Origin of the sequence: Pseudarthrobacter sp. NIBRBAC000502770 (genome assembly GCF_006517815.1) — a bacterium.
Lineage (GTDB): Bacteria > Actinomycetota > Actinomycetes > Actinomycetales > Micrococcaceae > Arthrobacter > Arthrobacter niigatensis.
The window spans coordinates 1,297,627-1,323,830 of record NZ_CP041198.1 but is presented as its reverse complement, the minus strand read 5'-3'; the positions used below and the strand labels follow the sequence as shown (position 1 = coordinate 1,323,830).

Sequence of the window (26,204 nt, the reverse complement as noted above, 5' to 3'; positions counted from 1 at the left end):
GTGGGCCTGGCCCTAGAATCGGTGCACGGCCGGCGCAGAAGGCGCGCTGCGGGGTCCGTTGTTGCCCGCGCCAAGACTATGGAGGCGTACAGTGGCCAACATTCATCCATCACAGCCTGTACCCAAGGCCGGGTCGGGAGGCCGGGCATGACAGCGGGGGACAGCACCGAAACGGAGCGCAAGTACGATCCAGGTCCCGGCCCCGGGATACCGGAGCTGACCTCGATCCCCGGTGTTGAGGAGGCCGGGGCGGCCTCCGAGAGGTCGTTGGAGGCTGTCTATTACGACACCGGCACCTTGGAGCTCGCGGCCCGGGGCATGACGTTGCGCCGGCGCACGGGCGGTGTCGACCCTGGATGGCACCTAAAACTGCCCGCCGGCCCGGACAGCCGCACCGAAATTCACAGTCCGCTCGGACAGCCCGACCATGTCCCGGCGGAACTGCTCGACCGGCTCGCGGCCATCACCCGCGGCCGCGACCTCTCCCCCGTTGCCCGGCTCTCCACCCGGCGCACCACCTACGCCCTGCACGGGGCGGCCGGTGAACATCTCGCGGATTTCACGGACGACGTGGTCCATGCCGTCCCGCTGCGCGATACGGGCCCGGAATCGCAGTGGCGCGAATGGGAGATCGAGCTCGTCCACGCCGGACCGAAATTCTTCTCCGCCGCGAAACCAGCGCTGAAAGCTGCCGGAGCCGTCCCCTCAGCCCACGCGTCCAAGCTCGCCCGTGCCCTGGGCGGATCCTGGCCGGAAACGAAGGCCACCGGCACCCGCCCGGCCCGGAAGAAAGGACCGGTCCGTGACGTCGTGACCGCTTACGTAGGGGCACAAATCAGTGCCCTGCTCGCCCAGGACCCCGGGGTGCGACGTGGCGACCCCGACACCGTGCATCAGATGCGTTCGGCCGCCCGCCGGACCCGGTCGGTGCTGCGGACCTACCGCCCCCTGTTCGATAAAGAGACCGTGGCCGGGTTGGAACGGGAACTGCAATGGCTCGGCCGGATCCTGGGCCGGCCCCGGGACGCCGAAGTAATGCGCCGAAGGATCCTCGCGAACCTGAACACCCTGGCCCCGGCGGAAGCCTCCGGTCCCGCCCGTGGACAGCTGGAACACGAGCTCGACACCACCTACAACGCCGGCTACCAGCACGCCCTCACCACCCTGGAATCACACCGGTACTACCGGCTCCTGGACGCCCTCGAACACTTCCGCAACACCCCGCCAGCCAAGGCCAAAGCCGCCAGGAAGGCCCGTAAGGCCAGCGCACGATTCGTGAACAAGGTCGCCAAACGACTCGATAAGGCCCATCGGGCCGCTACCAAGGCCAGGGAAACTCCCGGCTACGACACCGCCCTCCACCGGGTGCGCAAGGACGCCAAACGACTGCGTCACGCCGCCGAGTCCGTCCTGACCATCCACGGGAAACGGGCACACGCCCTGGAAAAGACCAGCCACCGGATCCAGAGCATCCTCGGCGACCACCAAGACGCGATCGTTGCCCGCGATTTCCTGCTCCGGCTAGCCGCGGCACCGGACATCGCGCCCGGAACCGCCGGCGTCTACCAGACCCTGATCGAGCAGGAAACCCGGACCGCAACGAACGCCGAAACCGCATATCGCACACACCGCAAGAAAGACCGCGGTCGCCGCGTCTAAGCACGTCCCGACATCCCGCACCCACCAAGGTGACCCAAACGTGGGTGACGGGCCCTTACAAGATGGGCCATGATCTGACCATGAGCCGCTCCGGGAGGATCCGACCTTGGCGGCTTCCGCCGGTCCTGCGTGGCTACAAGATCGAGTGGCTGCGGCACGACGTGGTGGCAGGCGCCGCGCTCTTCGCGGTGCTGGTCCCCGCGGGCATGGCCTACGCCCAGGCGGCCGGCCTTCCGCCGGTGACCGGCCTCTACGCCACCGTGGTCCCCCTCATTGTCTACGCAGCAGTGGGGCCCTCCCGCGTTCTCATATTGGGACCGGATTCCGCGCTGGCCCCGATGATCGTCGCCGCCCTAGTTCCACTGGCCGCAGCCAACGAACAAAAATTCGTCGCACTGGCGGGCCTCCTGGCGATCCTGATCGGAGCCATGATGCTGGTCGGATCGGCGCTGAGATTAGGACTCGTAACAGGACTGCTCTCGAAGCCCATCCGGCTCGGCTACCTCAACGGCATCGCCTTGCTGGTCACGGTGTCCCAGCTGCCCACCCTCCTGGGGATCTCCGTGGAAAGCGGATCACCCTGGGAGAAACTCCTTGCGGCGGCGCCCCGGGTTCTTGCCGGCGAAACCAATCCGACCGCCGTAGCGGTCGGGCTGGCCTCCCTGGTGCTCATCCTGATTCCCCGCATGCTGAAATGGAGGATCCGGGGCGTGCTCATCGCCGTCGTCACCTCCTGCGTTGCCGTTGCCGTGCTGGGGCTCCACGACCAGCTCAAAGTCACCGGCGCCCTCCCGCAAGGGCTGCCGGCACCGGCACTCGGCGGCCTCGGCTGGGCAGATGTAGTGGCCCTCCTGCCGGCCGCGGCGGCCATCACCCTGATCGTCTTCGTGGACACCGGAACCCTGTCCCAGTCCTTGGCCGCGGCGGAAGACAGCAAGGTCTCCGGCAACCACGAAATGGCAGCCCTCGGCGCAGCGAACGCCGCCAGCGGGCTGCTGGGAGGCTTCCCCGTCTCTGCCAGCGCCTCGCGGACGCCCGTAGCGGTAGAGTCCGGATCAAAAACCCAACTCACCGGAGTTGTCGGCGCCATCCTGGTGCTCGGCTTCATGCGCATCGCACCCGACGCCACCGAATTCCTGCCCGCAACCACCCTCGCCGCCATCGTCATCGCCGCTGCCGCAGGAATAGCCGACCCCGCCGGCGTGCGCCGGCTCATCCGCATGAGCCGCAGCGAATCACTGGTAATGCTTGCCGCCTTCCTGGGGGTCACGGTCCTGGGCGTCCTCCCGGGCATCGCCGTCGCCGTCAGCCTCGCGATACTGGACTTCCTGCGGCGGGCCTGGGACCCGTACCGCGCCGAACTCGTAGATGTCCGCGGAATCCCCGGCTACCACGATGCGAGCCGCCATCCGGAAGGCGACCGCATCCCCGGATTGCTGATCCTGCGCTTCGACGCACCGCTGTTCTTCGGAAACGGCGCCCTCCTGCGAACCTTCGTGCGGGACACCACGGACGCGGCACCGCCAGGCACCGAACGCGTAGTGCTCGCAGCCGAACCCGTAACGGGAATAGACACCACGGCCCTGGACGAACTGGTGCAGCTTGACGAATGGCTGGCCCGGCACGGCGTGGACCTGGTATTCGCCGAGCTCAAGGACCGGTCAAAGATAGACTCCTGCAATACGGCATGGGCTCCCGCTTCACACCGGAGCACTTCTACCCCACAGTGACCCAGGCGGTGCGCTCGTTCCAACGGAAACGGTGAGCCGACAGGAGGTGTGCAACATATCGGGTGATATTCACCATCCGGCGGCCCAAACCCCACCGTCCGGAGGGTGTCTGCAGTTACCGTGAGCATCATGCACATTCTTGAGGCCGCGACACTGATCAACGCCCGGAGCTCCACCGTATGGGAAATCCTCACCGACGCGGGCAACTACACCGTGTGGGACTCAGGGATCACCGACATCGACGGGGAGGTCCGCAACGGAAGCACCATCCGCGTCCGGACGACCAGCAGCGGCGACCGCCGGTACCGGCTCCGTGTGGAACAAATCCCGGGCGAGGTGATGACCTGGACCGGCGGCCTGCCGCTCGGGCTCTACAAGAACGTCCGGACGTTCACCCTCTCCCCTCAAGCGGCGATGACGCACCTGCGCGTGACCGAAGAACACACCGGTCCCCTCGCCGGTCTCCTCGCAAAGCCCGTCCCCGATGCCCAGCAATCCTTCACCAAATACGTCCAGGCCGTGAAAGCCCGCGCCGAATTGTTCGGCTGACCCCCCCTCCCCCGGGCCGGCCGGGATCCATCCAGGCGGTTATTTGCGTTCCGGCCGTGACCGGTAGACATGCCCGGGAGTCAGCGGTGTTCCTTCGAACATCTGCGGGACGGTCACCAGGTGGTAGCCCTGGGTTTGCAGGGTCGTGATCAGTTCCTGCTGGCCCGCGATCGTCGTGGGGTCCACATCATGCATCAGCACCACCGCGCCCGGGGTGATTTCCTTGAGGATTTTCGGGACAAACACCCCCGGGTTTTTGCTCTGCCAGTCGAGCGAGTCGACCGCCCAAAGAATCAACGGCTTACCCACCGCCATCTGGACTGCAGCGTCCGCGGCCCCGTACGGCGGCCGCATCAACGCCGGGACCGAGCCCGTCGCAGCCCGGAGCGCGGCATCGGTCCGGTCAATTTCGCTCCGGACCGCCGCCGGCGACAGCTTGGTCAGATAAGGGTGGCTGAAGGTGTGGTTGCCTATACTGTGCCCGGCGTCCGCGACCTGCCTGGCGATGGCCGGATTGGCGGTCGCGTTGGAGCCGGTCATGAAGAATGTCGCCTGCACGTTCTTCTCTTTGAGGATGGCCAGCAGCTGGGGTGTTGTCCTGGCATCAGGTCCGTCGTCATAGCTCAACGCCGCGCACGGGACCAGATCACAGTTGACGTGTCGCTGCGCCGGCGGCACAGCCGGCGGGGACACCGGAGCGGCCCGCAACCCGCCCAAAACTCTTCGGCCAACCTCACTCAACATCGCATCGGCGTCCCGCGCACCGATGGTTGTTCCCTGCCTGGCCTGGCCGCGGCCTGCCGGGTGCTCCGTGCTGATATGAAGGTCGCCGGAAACATCCAGCACCACATCATTCAAAGCCAGAGCTTGCGACGGTGGGCCGGCGATGCCGGCCGGGACACCAGTCACCCTCGATCGGATGCCGTCCAGGGCCTCTGACCGCAGCAGCTCGGCACCACGACGAACTTCTCCCGAAACCATGTCGGCGTAGACGGTCGCCGAACTCCCGGACCGGGATCCATCCGAGCCCGTATCAACCGTTTCTTCCCGGAAGACAACGACAGTTCCTGCCGTCAACACGGGCTCCGCCGAAACTGTGAGGGCCGGGACCCGGGGCGGTGACGTATTCAATGCCATCGCCGGGCGATAGCGGCCGCCGCCAGGGGCCGCTGCGGTGTCCAGGACGCCCAGCAGCCACGAATCCAAGTGCCCATTCAAGCCAGGTATCCCGTCCACGTACGCCCAGGACGCCTTCACCCGGCGTCCGCCGACATTCGCGGTCAACGACATCCGGTAGCCACCCTGCACAGCAACAGGGGCCCTGAACACCTCCGACAGCGGGGGCCGCGGGGGCCGCGGCAGCGCCGGCAAATTCCCGTCGATCGTCACGGTTGCCTGCGATCGCTGCAAGGCCACCGGAGATCCGGTAACACGGTCGCCGGCGCAAACAAGCCCCAGCGCACCTAACCAGCCCACCGCGATCAGCGCGGCAGCCGCGACCGGCCCGCGCCGGAGCCATGGGTTTTGCCTTGCCAACGAAACAAACTCCTCGGAGTTTCAAGTCGGTTGACGGCCGCGCGGCCCCGAAACCAGGTCCACCGTGCAGCTGATCCCACAACCCGAGAACAATCAGAATACCGGCATCATAAACGATCGCCCCCAACAGAACATGAACAAAGCCCGCGCACGAACCCGCAGCCAGCAAATAACCAAAATCGACACGAGGACCGCCCTCCATGAGCTACCGAGTAAGCGCTAGCTGACATCCACCGGCTCGTGCTTTGAGTCCTACATCGAAGCAGTCAATTTCCGTGCTGAACTATTCGAATTTCTCCTAGCCGAAGGAGCTTTCCCCATTCCTCGACTCATCGCGGATGATGCTGCCGGCTTTCCCGGCCGAAGCTGTTCACCGTCCGTTCACCGCGACGGAGTAAATTCGCGCAGTGAATGTTTCTGATCTGACGGGACCGGCCGGGAAACAGGCAGCTTCTGTCGAGAGTGCCCGAGGGCTGGTTCCCGGTCAGAATAGACGTGTGGCAGCGTACTTGCCCCAGCTGGGTGCCGCCGGGAAGGCCGCCCCGCCCCGCACACTGGTTCAGGTCTTTGAGGAGACGGCACGGCGGTTTCCTGATGCTTCGGCTTTGGATGACGGACGGGTCTCGTTAAGTTATGCCGACCTGCATTCGGCGGCAAAGGAATATGCCCTCCGCCTGCACCGGAACGGGATCGGTGCCGGAGACAAGGTGGGGATCCGGATTCCATCCGGAACCAATGAACTCTACATAGCAATTCTCGGCACACTTTTGGTGGGCGCAGCATACGTACCGGTGGATGCGGATGACCCGGAGGAGAGGGCCAGTCTCGTCTTTGGAGAAGCGGGCGTGGCGGCTATCCTGCGCGACGGCGGGATTTCCGCTGTTCCCGGCAGGGGGAAACCCTTCGCGGCACCCCGGCGGCCCCGGGTCGAGGATGACGCGTGGGTGATCTTCACCTCCGGTTCCACGGGCAGGCCCAAGGGCGTCGCGGTGACCCACCGGTCGGCCGCCGCTTTAGTGGACGCCGAGGCGCGGTTGTTCCTCCCCGCGAATCCAGTGAACTCCACGGACCGCGTGCTGGCCGGCCTGTCCGTGGCGTTTGATGCCTCCTGCGAGGAGATGTGGCTGGCCTGGCGTAACGGGGCATGCCTGGTGCCTGCTCCCCGGTCACTGGTCCGGACCGGGATGGATCTGGGGCCATGGCTGATCACGAATGGGATCACTGTCGTTTCCACCGTCCCTACTCTGGCCGGCCTCTGGCCGGCCGAGTCGCTTGAAGCGGTCCGGCTTCTGATCTTCGGCGGTGAGGCGTGCCCGCCCGAACTGGCTGCCCGGCTCGCCGTGGACGAACGCGAAGTCTGGAACACATACGGACCCACGGAGGCGACCGTTGTGGCCTGCGCCGCCCGGATGGACGGGAGCGCACCCGTGCGGATCGGCCTGCCGCTGGACGGGTGGGATCTCGCCGTCGTTGATCCTTCTGGGATCCCCGTCAGCGAAGGCGGGACAGGTGAATTGATCATTGGCGGAGTTGGTCTTGCCCGGTATCTGGATCCGGCCAAGGACGCGGAGAAGTATGCGCCTATGGAGACCCTCGGCTGGGACCGTGCATACCGCAGCGGGGACTTGGTCCGGTACGAAAGCGAGGGCCTGGTCTTCGTGGGCCGCGCCGATGAGCAGGTGAAACTCGGCGGCCGACGGATCGAACTCGGAGAAATCGACGCGGCCCTCCAGTCCTTGCCCGGTATCCAAGGGGCGGCGGCCGCAGTGAAGGACACCGCCGCTGGGAGCCAGGTCCTCGTGGGCTACCTCGTGCCGGCACCGGGGACGGCCGCGAACCTGGAGCAGGCACGCGACCTGCTGGCCACTCAGCTGCCCGCGGCCTTAATTCCCTTGCTCACCGTGATCGATGGCCTTCCTGTGAAAACCAGTGGGAAGGTAGACCGTCACGCCCTGCCCTGGCCGCTCACCTCAGAGGCTGGGGAACCTGCGATGCCGGACCTGGACGGTCCGACAGCGTGGATTGTGCAGCAATGGGTGGATGTTCTGGGGACCCCGCCCGACAGCCTGGACGCTGATTTTTTCGCCTATGGCGGCGGCAGCCTGACCGCTGCCCGGCTCGTCTCGGCTCTCCGGGTGCGGTATCCCAGCATTGCGGTGGCGGACGTTTACGCGCGCCCGCGGTTGGGCGCCTTGATCGAGTACGCCAGGCTTTCAATGCCCGACGGCGGCATGGAGGCTTCCCCGCTGGCCGAACGTCAGGTGCGGCCCACCGCCCGGAAGTCCCAGGTGTTCCAGTTCGTAGCCGGGTTCCCGCTGCACGTGCTCGTATCGATGCGCTGGCTCACCTACCTGATGACCATCAACAACGTCCTTTCCATGTGGGGTGTGCTGACCGGCGCCCCGACCGTGTCCTGGTGGTGGGTCCTGGCCTCCTGGGTGGTTTTTGTAAGCCCGCTGGGCCGCATGGCAGTCTCCGTAGCGGCGGCCCGCCTCTTGCTCCGCGGTGTGGTTCCCGGCAGCTATCCCCGCTCGGGAAAAGTCCACCTGAGACTGTGGCTCGCTGAACACATCGCGGATCTTTCCGGGGCGGTCAGCCTCGCCGGAGCCCCCTGGGTCCCGTACTACGCCCGTGCCCTTGGCGCCAAGGTGGGCAAGGACGTTGACCTTCATTCCATCCCGCCAGTCACCGGCATGTTGAGCCTGGGCTCCGGTTGCTCGATCGAACCCGAAGTGGACCTTTCGGGCTGGTGGATCGACGGCGACCTGGTACACATCGGCCATGTCCGGGTCGGCCCGGGTGCCACAGTCGGGTCGCGGAGCACCCTGATGCCGGGTGCGCGGATCGGTGCCGGCGCGGAAGTAGCCCCGGGCTCGGCCGTCCTGGGCAAGGTCAAGGCAAACCAGCGCTTCGCGGGCTCTCCCGCCCAGCGCCTGGGCAAAGCCGAACAAAACTGGCCCGCACGGCCGCCGTCGGGCCTGAAGACCGTGCTGGCGTTTGCCGCCTACGCGCTGGCCGCAGGGCTGCTGGCGCTCATTCCGTTCGTCTCTGCCGCTGTGGGCGCGCTGCCCGTCATCGCCGCCATCCGAGGGGCGAGTCTCTGTTCTCGTCGGGTGTCCGGCTACTGTGGGCGGTCCCTTTGGCAGCATCGCTGTGGTTCCTGTCCAACATGACCCTGACCGCCGTCGTCGTCCGTTTGCTTGGCCTTGGACTTCGCGAAGGCCGTTACCGTGTGCGTAGCTTCACTGGCTGGCGGGTTTGGGCCACCGAGCGGCTACTGGATATGGCACGGGACCTGCTCTTTCCCCTGTACGCAAGCCTGTTTACCCCGGTCTGGCTGCGGCTGCTCGGGGCAAAGGTGGGACGGAACGTCGAGGCGTCAACGGTGCTCCTGCTGCCCTCCATGACTACCGTCGGGGACGGGGCCTTCCTGGCCGACGACACGATGATCGCCTCCTATGAACTCGGCGGCGGTTGGATGCGGATCGCTCCGGCGAAGATCGGCAAACGCGCTTTCCTGGGCAACTCGGGGATGACGGGCGCTGGACGAAGCGTGCCCAAAAATTCCCTGGTCGCGGTGCTGTCAGCGACGCCGGCGAAGGCGAAGTCCGGGACATCCTGGCTGGGCAGCCCGCCCGTGCGGCTGCGCCGGGCACGGATGGAGATGGATCAGAGCCTGACGTTCAACCCTCCTCTCCGGCTTAAAATTTACCGGGCGTGCTGGGAACTGTGCCGCGCCGTTCCGGTGGTCCTCACGGCCGCTATTGCGATAGCCATTCTGGTGGTCCTGGACTGGGTGGCAGGCTTCGCCGGATACGCCGCCGCCGCGCTGCTCGGGGCGCCCGTGCTGCTCGCCGCGGGCGGTGTGGCCGCGGCAAGTTCGGTGGCAGCCAAATGGCTGCTCGTGGGGAAGATCGAGGCAAGCGAGCACCCGTTGTGGAGTTCATTTATCTGGCGCAACGAGGTGGTGGACACCTTCATTGAAATGGTGACCGCTCCCTGGTTTGCCCGTGCCGCTGCGGGTACCCCTGCGTTGGTCTGGTGGCTGCGCGGCCTCGGGGCCACCATCGGTCCCGGCGCCTGGTGCGAGAGCTACTGGTTGCCGGAAGCGGACCTGGTCTCGCTCGGCGCGAACTCAACCGTCAACCGCGGCTGCGTTATCCAGACCCACCTTTTTCACGACCGCGTGATGAGCATCGATACCGTTACGCTGGAACCGGGGGCAACCATGGGTCCGCACGGGGTCATCCTGCCGGCTGCCCGGATTGGTGCCGGCGGTACCGTTGGGCCGGCATCTTTGGTGATGCGGGGTGAAACCGTTCCGGCGGCCAGCTACTGGATCGGCAACCCGGTCAGCCCGTGGACCTCCCCCGCCACCACTTTTCCTGCCCGGGAGGCCCAGCGACAGTGACCGCGCACCACGAGCATTCGCCGGGCCCGGCAAGCGGGTTGAGCTCAGCCCCTGCCTCTTGCCCGCTGCCTGATCCCTACACACCCGGGCACGGGTCCGCGGACTACCGGGTTTCCCGCTACGAGCTCTACCTGGACTACCGGGTCACCACCAACCGCCTGTCCGGTCACGCCGCGATCACCGCGCAGTCCTGCGCTCCATTGGACAGAATAGTCCTGAATCTGGCTGGCCTGCGCGTCCTGAAAGTCCAACTCAACGGACAGCGGGTCCAGCGGTTCAGCCAGCGCGGAAACCAGCTCATCATCATCCCGGCACGTCCCTTGGCCACCGGGACGGACTTCAGCCTGGACATCCGCTACGACGGCACGCCCGGGCCCCTGCGTGGCAACTGGGGCGACGTCGGATGGGAAGAACTTACCGACGGCGTCCTGGTAGCCGGGCAGCCCACCGGTGCGCCGTCGTGGTTTCCCTGCAACGACCACCCCAGCCAGAAGGCCAGCTTCGGGTACACCGTTACCACCGAGGCCAACTATCGGGTGATCTGCAACGGGGTGCTGGTCTCGCGGCATGCCAAAGCCAGCCGCGAAACCTGGGTCTTTGAACAGGCCGAGCCCATGGCCACCTATCTTGCGACCGTGCAGATTGGCCGCTACGACCTACGTCCCCTGGCCTTCCAAACCCATGACCCGGCGCACCGGGCAGATGCCCCGCACGGCAGCCGCGGCCCTGTACCGCAGTACATCGCGGCGCCTCCTGCACTCATGGCATCCGCCGCTGCAGCCCTGGGCCGCCAGGGTCAGATGATGGAAAGCTTCGAGGCCTGCTTCGGCCCATACCCGTTCGCCAATTACACAGTGGTCGTGGCGGATGACGACCTCGAAATCCCCTTGGAAGCCCAGTCACTGGCCGTTTTTGGACCAAACCACCTCAGCCAGCAGTGGAACGACCAGCGGCTCATCGCCCACGAACTGGCCCACCAATGGTTCGGGAACTCCCTAACCGTCAAGACCTGGGCTGACATCTGGCTGCACGAGGGCTTCGCGTGCTACGCCGAGTGGATCTGGTCCGAGGCCTCGGGACAAGCAACAGCTCAGCAGCGGGCAACGGCCGCGTGGCAGGGACTCTCCTCCCAAGCCCAGGATCTGCTCGTGGGCGACCCATCCCCCGAGCTCATGTTCGATGACCGGGTCTACAAACGCGGCGCCCTGGCCCTCCACGCCCTGCGGCGCGCGTCCGGCGACGTACCGTTCTTCGAGTTCCTTCGCAGCTGGGCGGACAGCTACCGCCATGGCGGAGTCACCACAGCCGACCTCATGGACACGGCGGACCGGGCCTTCGTCGAACTCCCCGGATTCAACGCCCGCACCATATTCACCCCCTGGCTCTACCGGGCAGCACTGCCTCCGCTACCATGACACCCACCATTCATGGGCTCTCCCTGGCAGCGGTGCGGCTGTCCGACGTCGACCTTGGCCTCATACATATCCTGGACGAAGCGGAGATTATTAGGGCCAACACGTTCCGCTTCCCAGCCCTGCGGGACCGGTTCGTGGCCGGCCGCATAGCGCTGCGCCTTCACATCAGCGCCATCACCGGTGACAATCCCGGCGCCCTCAAGGCAACCTACTTTTGTCCATCCTGCAGCAACCGAAGCGATCACGGACACGGAATCCCTCAGTATCAGCTCCCGTCATATACCGGCAGCCTGCACGTCAGCCTCAGCAGGTACGGGAACTGGTGCCTCCTCGGCGCCAGCCTCGATGAGAACATCGCCGATGTCGGACTGGACATCGAGAACGGAGCCGCGGCCGACTTTGCGGGATTCCAGTTTGTCGCGATGACGGCGAATGAGCGCCGACAGCTGCGAAAGCTGCCCCCTGCATCGAGAACGACCTTCCAGACCCGGCTCTGGGTCCGCAAGGAAGCTGTCCTCAAAGCACTCGGCACAGGCATGGCAACAACCCCATCGCTGCTTGACGTGTCAGGATCAACCCCAATTGGGCTCGGCCGGCCGGAACAGGAACTGTGGAACATAGAAGACCTAGGGCCTGCCGAGGTTGGTCTTCCGGAAGACTTCGCCGCCTCAGTCGCGATACGGCAACATCATCGCGGCAAGTCGGACTAGCCCGGCACTTGTGGATGCCAAGGTGTGGAAGGCGGATTGCTTCGTGTTCGGGCGGATCGCTATGGCGCCAACCGCAGGTCAGAATGTCCGGAATCCCGAATATCCCATGGTCCGGTCTACTTCGGTAGCCTGTCAGGTTGGACGACGCCGCACGTTGCGAGGCCCCCCGGGACAATGATTCGGTAGCAACAACTTCGTGAGGTAGACCTCGACCTCATCACGTGCTGACGTTCGGATTTTCACCGTCCCTGTTCACTTCGCAAGGGCTCAGCGAGGGGACCGCCACATATGTCAGTTGGTGAGCACCGACATACTTGGCGGCACCAGAGAACCGCTGCTCGTAGTGCGGCTGGAGCAATCCACAGGAAGACCGCGGCCGGGCGCATGCGCGCTGGCCCTGATGAGGCTAGCTTCGATGCTCGGGAACGACTAGGACGGGCCTGTTCTGGGTTCGGGTAAGCCTGGAGGCTACAGGACCTTCAATTATCCGGTTGAGTTGCGCGAAAAGACCTTCGCGCCCGTTACCGACCACCAGAATGCATGCGTCGGAGCTGTCGGCCAGTCTGGACAGCGCTGCGCTGATGTCACCGCGAAGCTCTCGGAAGGACCAATGCGTTCCGGGCGGCCCAAGTATTTCTGAGAGTCGGGCCGTAACTGAACTGGCGGGGTACATCGCCTCTTCATTGACGGTCGGATCGAGGGACGCCGCAGTCCGCGACTGGTACGGGTCCCACTCCGTCAGAACACCGGACGGTTCGATATAAGCACACACCAAGTGGACACTCAGGTCGGCAGCAAACTTTGCCGCGGTCTGAACCAGCAGGTGAGGCACCCGCCAAGGAACCCCAAGGACTACAGGCCCGATAGGGGAAGAGGCGTTCCAGGCATCTGCGGAAGATGGATCCGACCCCTGCATCATCTATTCCTCCCTCCAAACGTGCCCATTCTCGTCCCACCAGACCATCCGCCGAGCAGAATGCGATCAAATAACGGTGCCAGCGCGTCCCAGGGGTGCTGTCCTGTAGCGTGCGTCAAGTGACCGTTTATCGCAGGACCGTACGGTGATGTGGACAAACTGGGCGGCTTCGGCCGACCCCTTCCCGCACGATGCTTCCCACTCGAGGATCATTATGGAGCATCGCGGCACAGATTTTGCGAGAACGGTCACAGCTAGTGACCGGAAGCATGAACAATCAGCTGGAAGCTGCTTACGACCGTTCGTGAACACGCATTGCGCGAGGAGGTCCGGTGCGGGCTGACTGAGGAACGGGACGTCTCGAACTGAATAAGGCAGCCTTACGTCTGGTGTATGGGGGCTGCAATGGGATCCCGCAACTTGACGCTTGACGCTGCGGAAGGGCCCGGGGCGCCCCGCCGTCTCCAGCTAGGTTCTGTGCCGCGGACGATAGGGCCCAAAGCATCTGGCCTCAATTGCCTCAACCAGCGGCACCGCGGCCTCGGAACGGCTAATCTAACGGGATATGTCCTTTGCAGCAGCCGCTCTGATCAAAGCCCGCTCCGCCACCGTCTGGGAGATCATCACGGACGCCGGTAACTTCATCGTGTGGCCATCGGCAATTACGTGGATCGACGGCGAACCCGTCGACGGAAACGTGATCCGAATCAAAACCGCCAGAACAAATACCCGGACCATTCGCACCTGCGTGATGCACCTTACCGGACAAGCGATGCGCTGAACGTCCGGCCTACCCCTTGGCCTGATGGATGTCATCCGCACCTTCACGCTCACACCACAAGCGGACCTCACCCATTTTTGTGTGGAGGAAGACTTTACGGGCTTCGTGGCCCGCTTAGCGCACGGACCTCCTCACGATGTGCGGCAGGAACTGGACGACTTTGTCAACGCTGTCAAATACCGCGCTGAACTACTCGACCAGGTACTGTAGCGCACCCCGCGATGGTCCCGTCACGGCCAGACCCGGCGACCCCGCGAAAGGTCTTGACGCAATGCATGGTGCCAGACATCCGAAAGCCCCCTTGGGACCTTGTCCTTGGAGTCGCCACACAGGCTTACGCATCTGATGACCAGGCTGACAGGTGAAGACGTAAGCACTTGTCGATTTATTTGTGCTGAGTCCGCGGACTCCGTTTCTTAGAGTTCTCGCCCGCCCCGGTCGCCGCGAGATTCCCGGACCTGGGTCAACGGCAGCAGGGCCAACGTCCCAGCGGCGATGACCACGGTCTTCGCCGTCCTGCGTGTGGTGCGGGGTTTTCGTGGCTCTCTCGTTTCGGTCAGAGGATGATGACGTTGACAATGAAGGCGACCGGACCGCCTGCAAGCGCCGGAAGGGTTCGACGCCGCAACTCCCGGTCGACGGATGCGACGACGGCCGGCGGCAGGGCCCCCGCGATCAGGCACACTGCGTCCGCCACGCTGACGGCCGGTATGAAGGCCTCGTTCAGGGAGAATGCGTTCGCCAGTACCCGCCAGGCGGTAACGGCCAGCAAAGTGCCCGCAGCGGCGGCGGCCAGGTCTGCCGTCGGCCATCGGGCAAGCCGGCGCTGCTGCAGTCCGTCAGCCTTCGCACTCGATGCAGTAGGAGCGGCCCTTGTCTTCGCGGGCGAGCTGGGACCGGTGCCGGACCAGGAAGCAGGATGAGCAGGTGAACTCGTCCTTGCCCTGCGGGATGACCTGGACGATGAGTTCCTCGGAGACGATTTCCCCGCCCGGGGTCAGCCCTTCGTCCAGGGCGTCGGCTTCGTCCAGTTCGGTGACGACGCTGCGGGCATCCGGGGCGCTGGCGGACTTCAGCGCCTCCAGCGAGTTGTCCTGGGATTCCTTGACGTCGGAACGGACTTCGTCGTAATCGGTAGCCACTTTTGGCGGTTCTCTTTTCTTCTGTGGTGCCGGTTGCTGTCCTGACCAGAGAGCAACGTACACCATCTCGGGCTTGTCCCGTACGGCAAGCAATGGGTCCCCCGGAGAGCCCGCTGTTCTTGCACGTATGGGCGACGCCGGGCAGCGGAGCGTCTTGACGTGTTCGTTGGGGGACCCTGACACTCGTTCTCACAAGTCGAGCATTGGAGGTCGCCGTGAATGGTCAGCGCATCGGCTATGTGCGGGTGAGTACCGTGGATCAGAATGGGGTCCGCCAGCTCGACGGCCAGGTCCTGGACCGGGTTTTCACCGACAAGGCTTCCGGCCGGGACACCGCTCGGCCGCAGCTAACGGAGCTGCTGCGGTTCGTCCGCGACGGGGACGCGGTAGTCGTGCACAGCATGGACCGGCTCGCCCGAAACCTCGATGACCTGCGTGCCCTGGTGCAGAGACTCACCAAGCGAGGGGTGCGGGTGGAGTTCGTCAAAGAACAGCTCGTCTTCACCGGCGAGGACTCCCCCATGGCCAACCTCATGCTCTCAGTCATGGGCGCCTTCGCCGAATTTGAGCGCTCTCTGATCAGGGAACGCCAACGCGAGGGCATCGCGCTGGCCAAGCAACGTGGCGCGTATAAGGGGCGGAAAAAGACCCTGACGCCGGAACGGGCGGCAGAGCTGGTTCAGCGCGCCGACAGCGGCGTTCCAAAGGTCGTCCTCGCCCGTGACTACGGAATCAGCAGGGAAACGGTCTACCAGTACCTTCGCCAAGCGGCGTTGAAGTAAACCCCTTACCCTCCCCAGCTTTCCCAGCCAACCTCAAGGTTTACCCTGCCGGGTTATGTATGGAACTTCGGTCAGGCCCCGCCAGTCGTCAGCCAAGTCCAGATCGTAGGAATCCTGAATGACTTCGACCTGATCAAGAGGGCAGCGCAGCGCCAGCTCCTGTGCCACGCAGGAAGGGCGGCCCCATCCCCGCACCAACGCCCCGGTCATGTCCGCGGCAACCACGAGGAACCTCTGAACAAAGCCGACATCGTATTTATGAGCGAGCCTGGGCGGCAGCCAGGACAGGACCGAAGTACTAGCGATGTCCTCGCGGTCAATTGAGTGAAGCTTTCTCAGGCCGGCCAGATCCTCAAAAAGCTGATCGATCAGGACGGCAGAGGCCTCCCATAAAGCACCGGCCAGCAGTCTTGCCTGAAACAGGCTTCTGTCCCGAACCTCGGGGGTGATCGAGTCCATCCACTCGATGTCATCGGGGCAAAGCAGGCTGCGCTGCTCCGCCGTCAGATCCTCCAACCGCGGTTCAAACCCCAGCTGCTCCAAGCTCAAACCTGTCAGCCTCTCCCCTACCTCCAGGGCGCGCTGGACGTAGTTGTCTTCATGGCTCATGCCCCGATGCTAGCGGCATGCGACCCTCCCTCCCGGCTGGGGCAAAGATGCGTGCTGAACGCCTTGACCGAATCGCGGTTAGCTGTGTTTAGGAGGCTTGAACCTGTGCGGCCAGCGCTTGATTCAAGGCCGGGATGTCCAGGAAGGCGGGATCATAAGGTTCTGTTGAGCCGGTGCTCTCTGCGACCCACTCTGCGTGCCCTGCGTGGTCTGGATGGGTCGGGTCGGCCAGGGCCTCCAGGATCACTTCATACCCTGGGAATCCTCCAGAGTCTTCCAGCGGTCCGCGGCGGGCACCGTCGAGAACTCGGGCCGGCGGCGTGTGTTCGCCCGTCGAGTGTTGCGAAACCAGCTCAAGCCTGTGCAGACAGCTGTCGCCGAAATCGTACTCATAAAAGGCCGCGCCATCGCCCAGCGCCAGCAGTTGAGCAAGGGTTAGATCTTCCTCTGGCCTGTCGTCCGGTTCGTCGCACTCCTGCCGGGGAAGCCATTGCGGCGTCTCTGGAATGTGCCCATCCACTGGCCTCAACGGCGCGAAGGGGTCATCGGCTGTAAACCTGTGCAGGTGGATGTCCTCTCAGCCCAAGGCAATTTGCAGGATCTTGTGGATCCGGTCGAGAGTAAAGGAGCCCCGGACTTCAAGCTGGCGCCAGATTTGTGGCTCGATGTCGACTCGCGCTCATCACGGCAGCAGCGTTCATGCAGGCCATTCTTTCAGCCTCCGCAAGCATGCCTCGGGAACGAGGCGTCTCCCATGCTGTGGAACTCCAGCCGTACAGAACGTTGGCTATCAGTGTCGCATTCGGTCCGGTAGGAGTTGGTGTCTTTGGGCTGCTCCCGAGAGGAGGGTCACTTCGGCTGGATAACAGGCGAAACCTTGCGCCGACAGGCGTCCCTGCGAAAGACTCGGGGAACGCATGCTGAATTGATGAAAATTTGGAGCGGGAAACACCTCGAAAAGCGCAGGCAAAGACGCCTTGCGCCTACTGGCAGCAAGGACGCAGCCCTCGGGATCCCGCAAACCGAAAGGATCGCAATGGCAGGAATGTTCGAACTGTTTATCGATGCAGAATCAGCCTTCAGGTTCCGACTCACAGCCCCGGACGGCACCATCATGGCCGTCTCCAGGCCCTTCGACACCAAGACCGACGCCGTGGCAGGCATCGCCGCCGTCCGCGAGTACGCCGGAATGGGACTAATTACCGACCACTCGACAACGACCACCAATTCCGCACCGCCCCAGATCCACGATGACCCCGCCGCGACGGACGACTCCCTACGTGCCCCAAAGATCGACTTCCACGCGCGCCAGGGCGGTTCGCAGGGCCGTCTCAAGCCCCCGCTGGGCCGGGGCAATACACAACCTCTCCTGAGCGCCGGAGAGGGCTCCCACTGCCCCTTTTCTGCCAGCTTTACAGAGTCTTCATTGTCGGCGTTTCAAAATAGGCGGGGGAATGCCTGCAAATGGGGTGTCTCCCGACAGTATGTGCCGGCGCAGTACGCACCGTCTGGCCTGGCCTGTGACGACTTCTGCCACTGGGATCTGGCCGTCACAGAAAGATTGGACGAGCTGAACGCGTGGACTCCGAAGCGGGGGCTGCGTCCTGGTCAGTGCGCCCACAACGCTCAGCAGTCCCGGCCAGGAATGCTTTCAGAGTGCTTCAGCTGGGAGCACCCATGGACTTTCTGCGCGAAAAAGCCCTCCCGGTGTGTTGAGGAATTCTCGTGCAGGGGGGCTGAAGCACGGGTGGTTCAAGGTCCGCACCCCCGGGTGCTGATGTTAAGCCGACGCGGCGCACAGTCGATGCTCTGAACGGCGCCGACGGGGCAACCGAGCCTAGACTCCTGATCATGATCTCAGTCGAAGAGCAGGGCCAAGCCGAGCATCGCTGGCCCGCCGTGATTGGCCTCCTCACTGCGCTGGGCTTATACGGGACGCTGCCGACGACATTCCTGCCGGGCGTCCGCTACGTCGTCGTGGTGGTCGGACTTGGCCTCCTGATTCCGCTGGTGGTCCTGAATCCTCGCCGGCTCACCCGTGAAACCCGCTGGTCCAGAGTTCTTTCCATTGGCCAGGCGCTCCTCCTGGTCGTGGCCAACGAGGCTGCCTTGGTTCAGCTGGTCATTGCCCTGACGACAACCAACAGCAACGGGCCCACCCTTTTGCTCGCCGCACTTCAGGTATGGGTGACGAACGTGATCGCTTTTGCCTTGGTCTATTGGGAACTGGACCGCGGCGGACCCGTATCCCGCCGACACACCCCGCGGCCCCACCTGCCCAGAGCAGACTTCCGCTTCCCGCAAGATGAAGACCACGACGCCGTCAAGGAAGTTGCCGCCAGATCTTCGGTCAAAACCGGCTGGACGGCTGCGTTCATTGACTATCTGTACTTTTCGCTGTCCAACTCCATGGCATTCAGCCCCACGGATACGATGCCGCTTTCAGCCCGGGCCAAGGGACTGATGGGGTTGGAAGCCTTCGGCGGCTTCGTCCTGCTGGCGTTGGTCATCGCCCACGCCGTCTCCCTGCTCGGCCAATAACAGCCCACGGTGGTTGAACAACCTACGCGTGATCCGCCCGGGACCTTAGTGGCGGCCTCGTTGGCGTTGTCCAGTCCGCGCTCCAGGGCCGCCCCATACTGTTCAGCCATGAACTTGCGGCCTTGGAGTTATCCGCGCATTGACCCGTCTGCACCTACACGTCCTCCCCCGGTTTGAAGGCACTCGAGGTGAGCTGTGCCTTTGCCTGCTCCAAGGGCCATAAATGAGGCCGTTTTTAGGCTCGGGGTCGCGTTAACGGACGCCTCAGAATCTTCGGTGCTAAGAGCTCCCAGGATTCGCGACAACCTCACTTGCAGCAACTTTATGAATTCGGTTAGGAAATTGATCGCCAGATCAGGGCCGCCGGTATCTGCGGCAATCTCCCCATCGTTCTGTGGAGCCAGTACGGGGATCTTCTGCTCATCCCCTGGCCTTGCAGGCACAGATGTTGGTGCTTCATGTCGAACCGGGGCGGGCTCGTGGACGAATGTGGATCGCTCCTGAGGGCTCTTCGCGCTGGTACTCAACGGGATCCTCAAAATGACGAGCGATCGCCGGTACCCCATACACCGAATGGCCACCGCTCTGCATGATCTGACCTCGTTAACCCTGCCCAGAAGCTATCAAGTTCGCGCTTGGACTTGATCAAGGTTCCCGCGGGCTTGAGAGCTGCCCGGAGGCGAACCCTAGCGAAGTTCAAAGGGTTAGCGTTGACTTGGTGTTCTTTGCGCCACGGATCAGGGTGAGCATCACGGATGCCCCGCCTGGGTAATCCTGGACCGCTGCAGTGATTTCCCCGGCATCCTGGATGCCCCGGTTACCGATTCTAGTGATGATGCTCTCTACCACCCGGCGGTCGTCCCGGAAAGGGCGATCCTGCCGGCGGGAAGAGGACGGCAGTAACGGCTGGGTGCGGGCCCACTGCCCGTCACTCAAAACAGAAGTACGAGACGCCCGTCGAGCATCCAAGACGCCGACGTCAGGATTTGGGAAACATGCCCTAAGCGCCCCCGAGTGTCGTGAGGAGGTTGTTCAATGTTTTCTGCTCTGTGGCCGGGTTCGGGGTGTGTGAGCGGACAGCGGACAGGACCGGGTCGATTTGCTTGTCGATGTAGTTCCACGCGGCGCAGTCGGCGGCGTTCAGCGTGTCCTGTTTCTGGTCCCACGCTGTTTCAAGGTCCGTTACCCGGGTCGAGGCTGCGGACTTGTCGCCCTTTTGAACCAGGGCCAGAGTATCGGAGGCGATGGTGCGGAACTCTTCGATGTCCGTGGCCGGGAAGTGCGCCTGCGCCGCTGATTGAGCCTCTGCCTGGGTTAGCGCGTCGGATCCGGGACCACAACTTGGTGCTGACTCCTTTTCGGCGGCCACACTGGCGTGCGGCAAGCTGTTCGTGTATCCGAGGAGCGCGATCGTGGCCGCCGCGACGGCGGCAAGGATCCCCAGTGCTGCACGCCGCCGTGCCGGGGATACTGCCCGGGGCGTCGGGCCCGGCGCGCCCTGAGTGCTTTGGGCGATATCGGCCTTACTGATCGAAAGGTACACCACGGTGACGAGGATAGCGACGAGGAAGACAATGCTCGTCGTCAGGGTGCCAAGGCCCAGTCCGCCCTCGCCCGGGGCCAGCCCGAGCCAGTCTCCGGTATTCGCTCCGAGGGGACGGGTGAGGATGTACGCGATCCAGAACGCGAGAACGGGGTCGGCACCAAAGCGCCAAAGGGCGGTCACGATAACGATGAGTGCCAGGGGCAGCAGGATCGAGCTGCCAGGGCCCCAGCCGGTGAGTTCCAGAGTCCAGTCCCCGAGGGCCGTGCCCAACGCGAAAGTCACCAGAACAGCGAGCCAGTAGAAGGCCTCCCGTGGCAGGGAGACGATGCTGTGGATGGAAAGGGTCCGTTCCTTGGCATACCAGATGCCGAAGACAACGGCGAGCACGGCAGAAAACACTGCGGCGCTCAGCCACAGCGGCACGCCGGCCTGATCCGTGAGCAGGTCAGTGTAAAGGGTTCCAGTGATACTCATCACGACGACGGTGAGCCAGTACACCGCGGCCACGTAACGCCGCAGACGCATCTGCGCGGCGAGCACGACCGCCAAAACCCCAGTGAAGATGCTCGCGGTCGGGACCAGCCCGGCGCCGAGGGCCACGTTGATGAAATCAGCGAAGCTCTCCCCCACGGTGGTGCAAAGAATCTTGATAACCCAGAACCAGACCGTGATTTCGGGGACTTTACTCAACATCCGTCCCGTGAAGGGCGGTGATGTCACCTCTTGTGTACTCACAGTTGCACTCCCTCACTCGATTCCCATCAGGACCGCCCACACGGCAGTGTGAGCAGAGTCTCACACGGCAGGCTGGGAGGAAACCCGAAGCAAGAGAAAGAAATGGTCGGAAGAAGTGCGATAGTACCGTCACAGCGCTCGTGGAATTGTTGCGGGTCCTTCTTCCCATACGATCCCAACTCACCGGATCAGGCAAAATTTCGAGCACGTGGACTGGTCCCAGTCAGACGAAAGATTCGCCGCGTATGCCAACGGTCGACTTCCTTGGACAAGCCAGGGCGGTCCGTCCGGGCCGCCTCAGACCTTCGCTGGGCCGGGCCAATCCACAGCCTTTCCTGAACGGCCAGGGGAGAGGTTTCTCATCTTCCTCCCACACGCAGCTTCACCTAGGCCTTGGATGGCCCTGCGTCTTTTGCTCCGGCAGTTGGCACGAAAAGTCCTGGGCTGGAGAGCTGGTACTCCCTTGACCGCATCAGCCCGCGGGCTCATGCTGGTTGCCTGGTTGTGGTTAGCTCTCGCTCGGAAGGCCGACGATGTTCTTCACCAACTATGCACCCCCTTCTGCACGTTTCCGGTCGTTTTTGGCTGCATCGGCAGCCGCTGTGCTGATGCTCGTCGGCGGACCAGCACAGGCAGTCACCACCGCTGGTCCCGGCAACGACGTGTCCTGGCCTCAGTGCGGCCAAACCCTGCCCAAGACCCAGACTTTCGCCATCGTTGGTGTCAACAACGGTCTAGCGAACAACACCAACCCCTGCCTTGCCGCCGAGCTGTCATGGGCGGCCACTTCGACGGGCGGGACGGGCCAGTCCTTGGTCGCCCTGTACGTGAACACCGCCAACCCGGGGACCGCCGGATCCTGGTGGCCGGGCAGCAACACGTACGGCGGGACAACCGTGCCGAACCCGTACGGGCAGTGCACCAGCGGATCGGTCGGGGCAGCATGCTCATACATGTACGGGTACGCCAAGGCTTATGACGATGCGAACATCCGCGGCGTGAGCAACCCGGCCTCCTACACCTGGTGGCTGGATGTAGAGACAGTCAACAGCTGGTCGACGGACAAGGCGGCAAACAGGGCGGACCTGGAGGGCATGGCGGCCTACTTCGCGAGTATCGGCGCCGGAGTCGGCCTGTACTCCACGAGTGCCCAGTGGACGCAGATTGCCGGCATCGTGCCCGCGACGAGCAACCTGTACACCCTGCGCAGCTGGCTTCCGGGGGCCAGCTCGCCGGCCGCGGCCAAACGCAGGTGCTCCGACGTCCCGCTTACCGGTGGAGGGAAGGTCACGCTCACCCAGTACACCTCGGGCAGCTTCGACTACGACATTTCCTGCATCTAAAAACACCATGGCGGTCAACCGGGAATCCGGATGTCCAGGGCACAGCAATTAGGCGTCCCCGGCAAGGTTGCCCGCGTTGGCCGGCTCACAGGGAAGCCTCAGATTCGGGTGCACATAGCGGACCGAAGCTCCGGTCAACCGCTTTTTGACTGTCGCTTGGCCAATCCCAAGCGCCCGTGGCATGGGTGAAACCGCAGCCGGACACACGAGGAATCACTGCTGTTAACGCCATCCTGGAGACAACCGGGGATCCTCCCGGAAGCCGTCGAGGAGCCCTTCTCAGCCGCAGTTCGGCTTTCAGTCGAGACCGCTTCCAGCTGAGCGCAACGCGCATCTACACGACGGATTTTGCACATACTTACCCTGCCCGCTGCGGGCGCTGTTCAGGATTAGCCCGGGCCCTTGGCATGCTCGCTGCTGGTAGCTCGTCGACGTAACCTACCCGAGGATGTGCGGGCCGATGCAAGGACGCGGTCACGTCGGCCGCCATACGCACCATGGTTAACTGGCCCCAGTGCCCAAGGGCACCGTAAGTAGAGACCGGACAGAAGGAGAGCAGCATGGCTGGAATCAACGCGAAGTTCGACAAGGAATACCTCGACAAGGGCATCGACGAACTGGCCAAAGCGCCGGTTGAAGCCTTGAAAGGCCTCTCGGAAGGCGACGCCCAAAAGCTCAAGGAAGCCCTGAACATCAAGACCGTCAAGGATCTCGGGACCAACAAGTTCTTCCTTTGGGCCCAGTCCGTCGCGAAGCTGGCCGAATAGACCCGTCCTCACGGACTGCCAGGCATTCCGGGAAGGGCGCGCTCAGCGAACGGGCGCGCTTTTTCGGGCTCTCTTGGCGCCGAGTCCTCATCCTAACGGGCGGCCCAGGCCATGTGTCTCTCAGCGGTGATGGCCCGGCGGATACGGCCGGATCGCCCGGTACCATTCCTCCCCCAATACGAAGAAATATACTTTGTCGCACCATTCAGCAAGGCCTGCCCCAGGGAAGCGTGGTCCTTCCCGACGCTGGCCCTGCCACAGGGCCAGCGCCTGCCTAGCGGCACCAGCCGACAGAGCGGGCAAAACTCGACGCCAGCGCTCAAGTCCTTGAACCGCCGCCCCCCAGACGGAAAGTAGACGGCACCAAACTCAGCCCCCGGGCCTCGATCCGTTCACGAGCCCAACTTATGGCGTCCTCTATATCGTTTGTCGGGATGCTGTCCCGGATGGTGACGCCGGGGCTGCGGTGGTGTCCGACTGGTACTACCCCCTCCTGGGAAGCCGGCATGGTGGCCCGAGCTAACGAAATAATTGGCGTTGCTGAACCTGCGTGTCTCTTGGCCGGGGGAACTGAGTATGGAGCCCCCCGCGCGGGGCCACGAAAGAACGGTCCGCGAAGCTGGCAGGGACACCGGGCGGGGTTATTGATGAAGTGAGCCCGATTCGGCACTTGTGGGTTCGTGGCGACAGTCAAGCGCCACGCAGGATGTTGCAGGCCGGAGATCCCGTTGACATTGGCCTGGGAAGACCCTAGCGATTTTTCCGGGCCCGGGGCGGCGATTGCGGCGCGCCTGGACCTGAGCCACCAGAGCGGGTCAGGTCGATTCCTTAAGTGCGCAGTACCCGCACCAGGTCGGTCCTTGGACCCGGGTCATCTCTTTGGTTTCGACGAAAGCGGGGCTGGCTCCAGACGTGCTGAGACCGGGAACCAGCCCCTCCCCCTGCAGCAGGTGCTCCCGGGCAAGGACATGAGAATCGCTCCCCCGACAAGGAAGAACGCCTGCCGCCCCAGATTATCCGGTAGGAAACCGGACATTACCAACCTTTCTTGTGCCCAGCGCATCGAATCCGGCCCGGGCTATTTTCGGGTTGCCTCTGCCAGAGCCGCGGGTCAGTCCACCCGTGCGCTGACTATTTGCGTTCTGGCCGTGACCTGTAGACATGACCGGGCAGCAGCGGTGTTCCCTCGAAGAGCTGCGGCACTGTGACGAGCTGGTAGCCCTGCGTTTGCAGGCTGGTGACCAGTTCCTGCTGGCCCGCGATGGTTGTCGGGTCCACATCGTGCATGAGAATCACCGCGCCCGGAGTGATTTCCTTCAACACTTTGGGCACGAACACTGCAGGGTTCCTACTTTGCCAGTCAAGGGAGTGGACGGCCCAGATGATCAGGGGTTTGCCGACGGCTGCCTGCACTGTGGCGTCGGCTGCCCCGTACGGGGGGCGCATCAGAAGCGGCGCCGAGCCGGTCGCGGCCCGGATCGCGGCATCGGTGCGGTCCATTTCGTTCTTGACCGCCGCGGAGGTGAGTTTGGTCAGGTATGGGTGGCTGTAGGTGTGATTGCCGATGGCGTGGCCGGCGTCGGCGACCTGCCTGGCTGTTGCGGGGTGGGCGGCAGCGTTGGCACCGGTCATGAAGAAGGTTGCCTGGACGTTGTTGTCTTTCAGGATGGTCAGGAGTTGGGGCGTTGTGTTGGCGTCCGGGCCGTCGTCATAGGTCAGGGCCGCACACGGGACCAAGTCACAATTGACATGGCGAAGTGCTGCCGGAACGGCCTGCGGGGCAACTGCAGGAGTCCGTAGTTGGGCCAGTACTTCGCGGCCGGCGCCGTTGATCAGGGCCTCGGCTTCAGCGGCAGGGATAGTGGTCGTCTGCGCCCGGCCGGACGGCCCATGTCCCGCGGCGACGTGAAGCTCTCCGGACGGTGCCAGGACCACATCGGTTGGTGCGGGCTGCTGCCCGGCCGGCGCGGCGATGCCGACGGGAATCCCTCTGGCGCGTGAGCGGAACCCGTCCAGGGCCTCGGGCCGCAGCAAGTCCGAAGAACGGCGCACTTGACCCGAGATCGTGTCGACGGTGAAGGTTTCCGAGCTCACGGTGATTTTGCCGTCCGGACCGGTATCCCTCACTCTCTCCCGGAACATGATGACAGTTCCACCGGCCAGCACGGGCTCGGCCGTGACGGTGAGGGAAGGGACCGGAGCAGGGGCAGCGTTCACGGCCATCACCTGGCGGTAGCGGCCGCCGTAGGGTGCGGCCGCTGCGGCCGCTTTGTCCAAAGTGGCAAGCAGCCAGGCATCCAGGTGCGTGTTTAATCCTGGCAGGCCGTTCACGTACGTCCATGACGCCCTGACTTGGCGTCCTCCGACAACAGCGGTCAAGGACATCGCGTAGCCGCCTGGAACTGTCGCGGCAGGTTGATCCGCGAGCTGGAGGGCTGCCGGGAGCACCAGCGGGGCGGTTGGTTGGCGGACCTTCTCGGCGGGTTGGGACCGGGCCCGGGAGGCAGAGGAGGCGGGTATGCCGTCGCCGCCTGCGAACATGATGGCAGCGGCACAGAACCCGGTCACCGCCGCCAGCGAAACGGCAGCGACCCTCCACCGCCACGGGATTTGCCCCGTCAAACCCAGACCCCTCCTCAGCGCTGCTTCGAAAGGCCCCTGACCATTGAGGGCCCCGAACGGAGCTTACTGTGAAACTGACGCTGCACGGCAATAGATGGAACCAACCGTCACGCTCACGGCACCCCGTGGATGGACCGTTTGGTCGTCCCGGCTATGTCGAGGTTTTGTAGACATCGGGTCCGAAGGGGGTGATGCCGGGTTCTGCTGCTGTGCCGAGGCGGGACAGGGAGAAAAAGTCCTCGATCGTGGCCAGCAGGCTGTAGTGGTTGTACGGCTGCGCGGACGTGCCGCCCGGAGTGCTGTAGGGGGAAAGGACCAGGGCGCCGATCTGTCCGCCAGCGGTTCCCCCGGTCAGTCGATATTGAGGGGCCTGCTCGGCCGCCGTCGGCCTCATCGAAGGTGATGATGAG

Annotated in this window: 20 protein-coding genes and 2 pseudogenes; 13 read left to right on the top strand and 9 right to left on the bottom strand. The window is 64.1% G+C overall.

Features of this window, described 5'->3' with window-relative positions:
* Positions 1 to 147 precede the first annotated feature (147 nt).
* The 3 genes from NIBR502770_RS06375 to NIBR502770_RS06365 all read left to right on the top strand — a co-directional run bounded on the left by NIBR502770_RS06375 (position 148) and on the right by NIBR502770_RS06365 (position 3,938).
* Complete coding sequence (locus tag NIBR502770_RS06375) at positions 148 to 1,659, top strand: CYTH and CHAD domain-containing protein (protein ID WP_141181383.1); 1,512 nt, start codon at positions 148 to 150, stop codon at positions 1,657 to 1,659.
* 80 nt (positions 1,660 to 1,739) lie between these two features.
* Positions 1,740 to 3,389, top strand: coding sequence for a SulP family inorganic anion transporter (locus NIBR502770_RS06370; RefSeq protein ID WP_246857421.1), 1,650 nt, complete (start codon positions 1,740 to 1,742; stop codon positions 3,387 to 3,389).
* Between the two features lie 129 nt (positions 3,390 to 3,518).
* Positions 3,519 to 3,938 carry an SRPBCC domain-containing protein gene (locus NIBR502770_RS06365; RefSeq protein WP_141181382.1) on the top strand — a complete coding sequence of 140 codons (420 nt, stop codon included), beginning with the start codon at positions 3,519 to 3,521 and terminating at the stop codon, positions 3,936 to 3,938.
* A gap of 39 nt (positions 3,939 to 3,977) precedes the next feature.
* Here the strand turns inward: NIBR502770_RS06365 and NIBR502770_RS06360 are convergent, their stop codons facing one another.
* Positions 3,978 to 5,144, bottom strand: a complete 1,167-nt coding sequence (locus tag NIBR502770_RS06360; protein WP_246857420.1) for a polysaccharide deacetylase family protein — start codon at positions 5,142 to 5,144, stop codon at positions 3,978 to 3,980.
* Positions 5,145 to 5,971: 827 nt separating this feature from the next.
* On the opposite strand from NIBR502770_RS06360, the pseudogene NIBR502770_RS06355 reads away from it, so the two are divergent.
* From NIBR502770_RS06355 to NIBR502770_RS06345, 3 genes and pseudogenes are all read left to right on the top strand, one after another.
* Positions 5,972 to 9,885 (top strand): annotated as a pseudogene (locus tag NIBR502770_RS06355) (Pls/PosA family non-ribosomal peptide synthetase).
* A 38-nt stretch (positions 9,886 to 9,923) separates the two neighbouring features.
* The gene (locus tag NIBR502770_RS06350) at positions 9,924 to 11,300 is read left to right on the top strand and encodes a M1 family metallopeptidase (protein WP_141183347.1); all 1,377 of its coding nucleotides are present in this window, start codon (positions 9,924 to 9,926) and stop codon (positions 11,298 to 11,300) included.
* Positions 11,297 to 12,010, top strand: coding sequence for a 4'-phosphopantetheinyl transferase superfamily protein (locus NIBR502770_RS06345; protein WP_141181380.1), 714 nt, complete (start codon positions 11,297 to 11,299; stop codon positions 12,008 to 12,010). Before NIBR502770_RS06350 ends, NIBR502770_RS06345 begins: the two co-directional genes overlap by 4 nt.
* Before the next feature lie 406 nt (positions 12,011 to 12,416).
* Here NIBR502770_RS06345 and NIBR502770_RS06340 read toward each other — a convergent pair whose 3' ends face one another.
* Positions 12,417 to 12,926, bottom strand: coding sequence for a universal stress protein (locus NIBR502770_RS06340; RefSeq protein WP_141183346.1), 510 nt, complete (start codon positions 12,924 to 12,926; stop codon positions 12,417 to 12,419).
* Between the two features lie 565 nt (positions 12,927 to 13,491).
* On the opposite strand from NIBR502770_RS06340, the gene NIBR502770_RS06335 reads away from it, so the two are divergent.
* Positions 13,492 to 13,707, top strand: a complete 216-nt coding sequence (locus NIBR502770_RS06335) for a hypothetical protein (protein WP_141181379.1) — start codon at positions 13,492 to 13,494, stop codon at positions 13,705 to 13,707.
* Between the two features lie 24 nt (positions 13,708 to 13,731).
* Positions 13,732 to 13,917: a hypothetical protein gene (locus NIBR502770_RS06330; RefSeq protein ID WP_141181378.1), complete on the top strand. Its 186-nt coding sequence runs from the start codon at positions 13,732 to 13,734 to the stop codon at positions 13,915 to 13,917.
* Positions 13,918 to 14,263: 346 nt separating this feature from the next.
* On the opposite strand, the gene NIBR502770_RS06325 is transcribed toward NIBR502770_RS06330, so the two are convergent.
* Together NIBR502770_RS06325 and NIBR502770_RS06320 are read right to left on the bottom strand one after the other, a co-directional pair.
* On the bottom strand, positions 14,264 to 14,479 hold the full coding sequence (locus NIBR502770_RS06325; protein ID WP_141181377.1) for a hypothetical protein: 216 nt from the start codon (positions 14,477 to 14,479) through the stop codon (positions 14,264 to 14,266).
* A gap of 67 nt (positions 14,480 to 14,546) precedes the next feature.
* On the bottom strand, positions 14,547 to 14,849 hold the full coding sequence (locus tag NIBR502770_RS06320; RefSeq protein WP_141181376.1) for a DUF4193 domain-containing protein: 303 nt from the start codon (positions 14,847 to 14,849) through the stop codon (positions 14,547 to 14,549).
* 215 nt (positions 14,850 to 15,064) lie between these two features.
* Here NIBR502770_RS06320 and NIBR502770_RS06315 point away from each other — a divergent pair, with 215 nt between their 5' ends.
* Positions 15,065 to 15,631 carry a recombinase family protein gene (locus NIBR502770_RS06315; protein ID WP_141181375.1) on the top strand — a complete coding sequence of 189 codons (567 nt, stop codon included), beginning with the start codon at positions 15,065 to 15,067 and terminating at the stop codon, positions 15,629 to 15,631.
* A gap of 33 nt (positions 15,632 to 15,664) precedes the next feature.
* Here NIBR502770_RS06315 and NIBR502770_RS06310 read toward each other — a convergent pair whose 3' ends face one another.
* Together NIBR502770_RS06310 and NIBR502770_RS06305 are read right to left on the bottom strand one after the other, a co-directional pair.
* On the bottom strand, positions 15,665 to 16,240 hold the full coding sequence (locus NIBR502770_RS06310) for a hypothetical protein (protein WP_141181374.1): 576 nt from the start codon (positions 16,238 to 16,240) through the stop codon (positions 15,665 to 15,667).
* 88 nt (positions 16,241 to 16,328) lie between these two features.
* Positions 16,329 to 16,907, bottom strand: a pseudogene (locus tag NIBR502770_RS06305) (plasmid pRiA4b ORF-3 family protein).
* A gap of 261 nt (positions 16,908 to 17,168) precedes the next feature.
* Here NIBR502770_RS06305 and NIBR502770_RS21815 point away from each other — a divergent pair.
* Both NIBR502770_RS21815 and NIBR502770_RS06295 read left to right on the top strand, forming a co-directional pair.
* Positions 17,169 to 18,053 (top strand): YegP family protein, encoded by an 885-nt coding sequence (locus tag NIBR502770_RS21815; RefSeq protein WP_371416498.1) that lies wholly within the window; start codon positions 17,169 to 17,171, stop codon positions 18,051 to 18,053.
* A gap of 38 nt (positions 18,054 to 18,091) precedes the next feature.
* A complete protein-coding gene (locus NIBR502770_RS06295; protein ID WP_141181373.1) occupies positions 18,092 to 18,781 on the top strand; it encodes a hypothetical protein in 690 nt (229 codons plus the stop codon).
* 1,000 nt (positions 18,782 to 19,781) lie between these two features.
* On the opposite strand, the gene NIBR502770_RS06285 is transcribed toward NIBR502770_RS06295, so the two are convergent.
* The gene (locus tag NIBR502770_RS06285; protein ID WP_246857419.1) at positions 19,782 to 21,062 is read right to left on the bottom strand and encodes a hypothetical protein; all 1,281 of its coding nucleotides are present in this window, start codon (positions 21,060 to 21,062) and stop codon (positions 19,782 to 19,784) included.
* A gap of 533 nt (positions 21,063 to 21,595) precedes the next feature.
* Between NIBR502770_RS06285 and NIBR502770_RS06280 the strand changes: the two genes are divergently transcribed.
* Together NIBR502770_RS06280 and NIBR502770_RS06275 are read left to right on the top strand one after the other, a co-directional pair.
* Positions 21,596 to 22,405 carry a hypothetical protein gene (locus NIBR502770_RS06280; RefSeq protein ID WP_168223127.1) on the top strand — a complete coding sequence of 270 codons (810 nt, stop codon included), beginning with the start codon at positions 21,596 to 21,598 and terminating at the stop codon, positions 22,403 to 22,405.
* 560 nt (positions 22,406 to 22,965) lie between these two features.
* Complete coding sequence (locus tag NIBR502770_RS06275) at positions 22,966 to 23,172, top strand: hypothetical protein (RefSeq protein WP_141181371.1); 207 nt, start codon at positions 22,966 to 22,968, stop codon at positions 23,170 to 23,172.
* A gap of 1,131 nt (positions 23,173 to 24,303) precedes the next feature.
* Here NIBR502770_RS06275 and NIBR502770_RS06270 read toward each other — a convergent pair.
* A complete protein-coding gene (locus NIBR502770_RS06270) occupies positions 24,304 to 25,794 on the bottom strand; it encodes a polysaccharide deacetylase family protein (RefSeq protein ID WP_246857418.1) in 1,491 nt (496 codons plus the stop codon).
* A 151-nt stretch (positions 25,795 to 25,945) separates the two neighbouring features.
* Positions 25,946 to 26,188, bottom strand: a complete 243-nt coding sequence (locus NIBR502770_RS21645) for an alkaline phosphatase family protein (protein ID WP_256371925.1) — start codon at positions 26,186 to 26,188, stop codon at positions 25,946 to 25,948.
* Between the last annotated feature and the right edge of the window lie 16 nt (positions 26,189 to 26,204).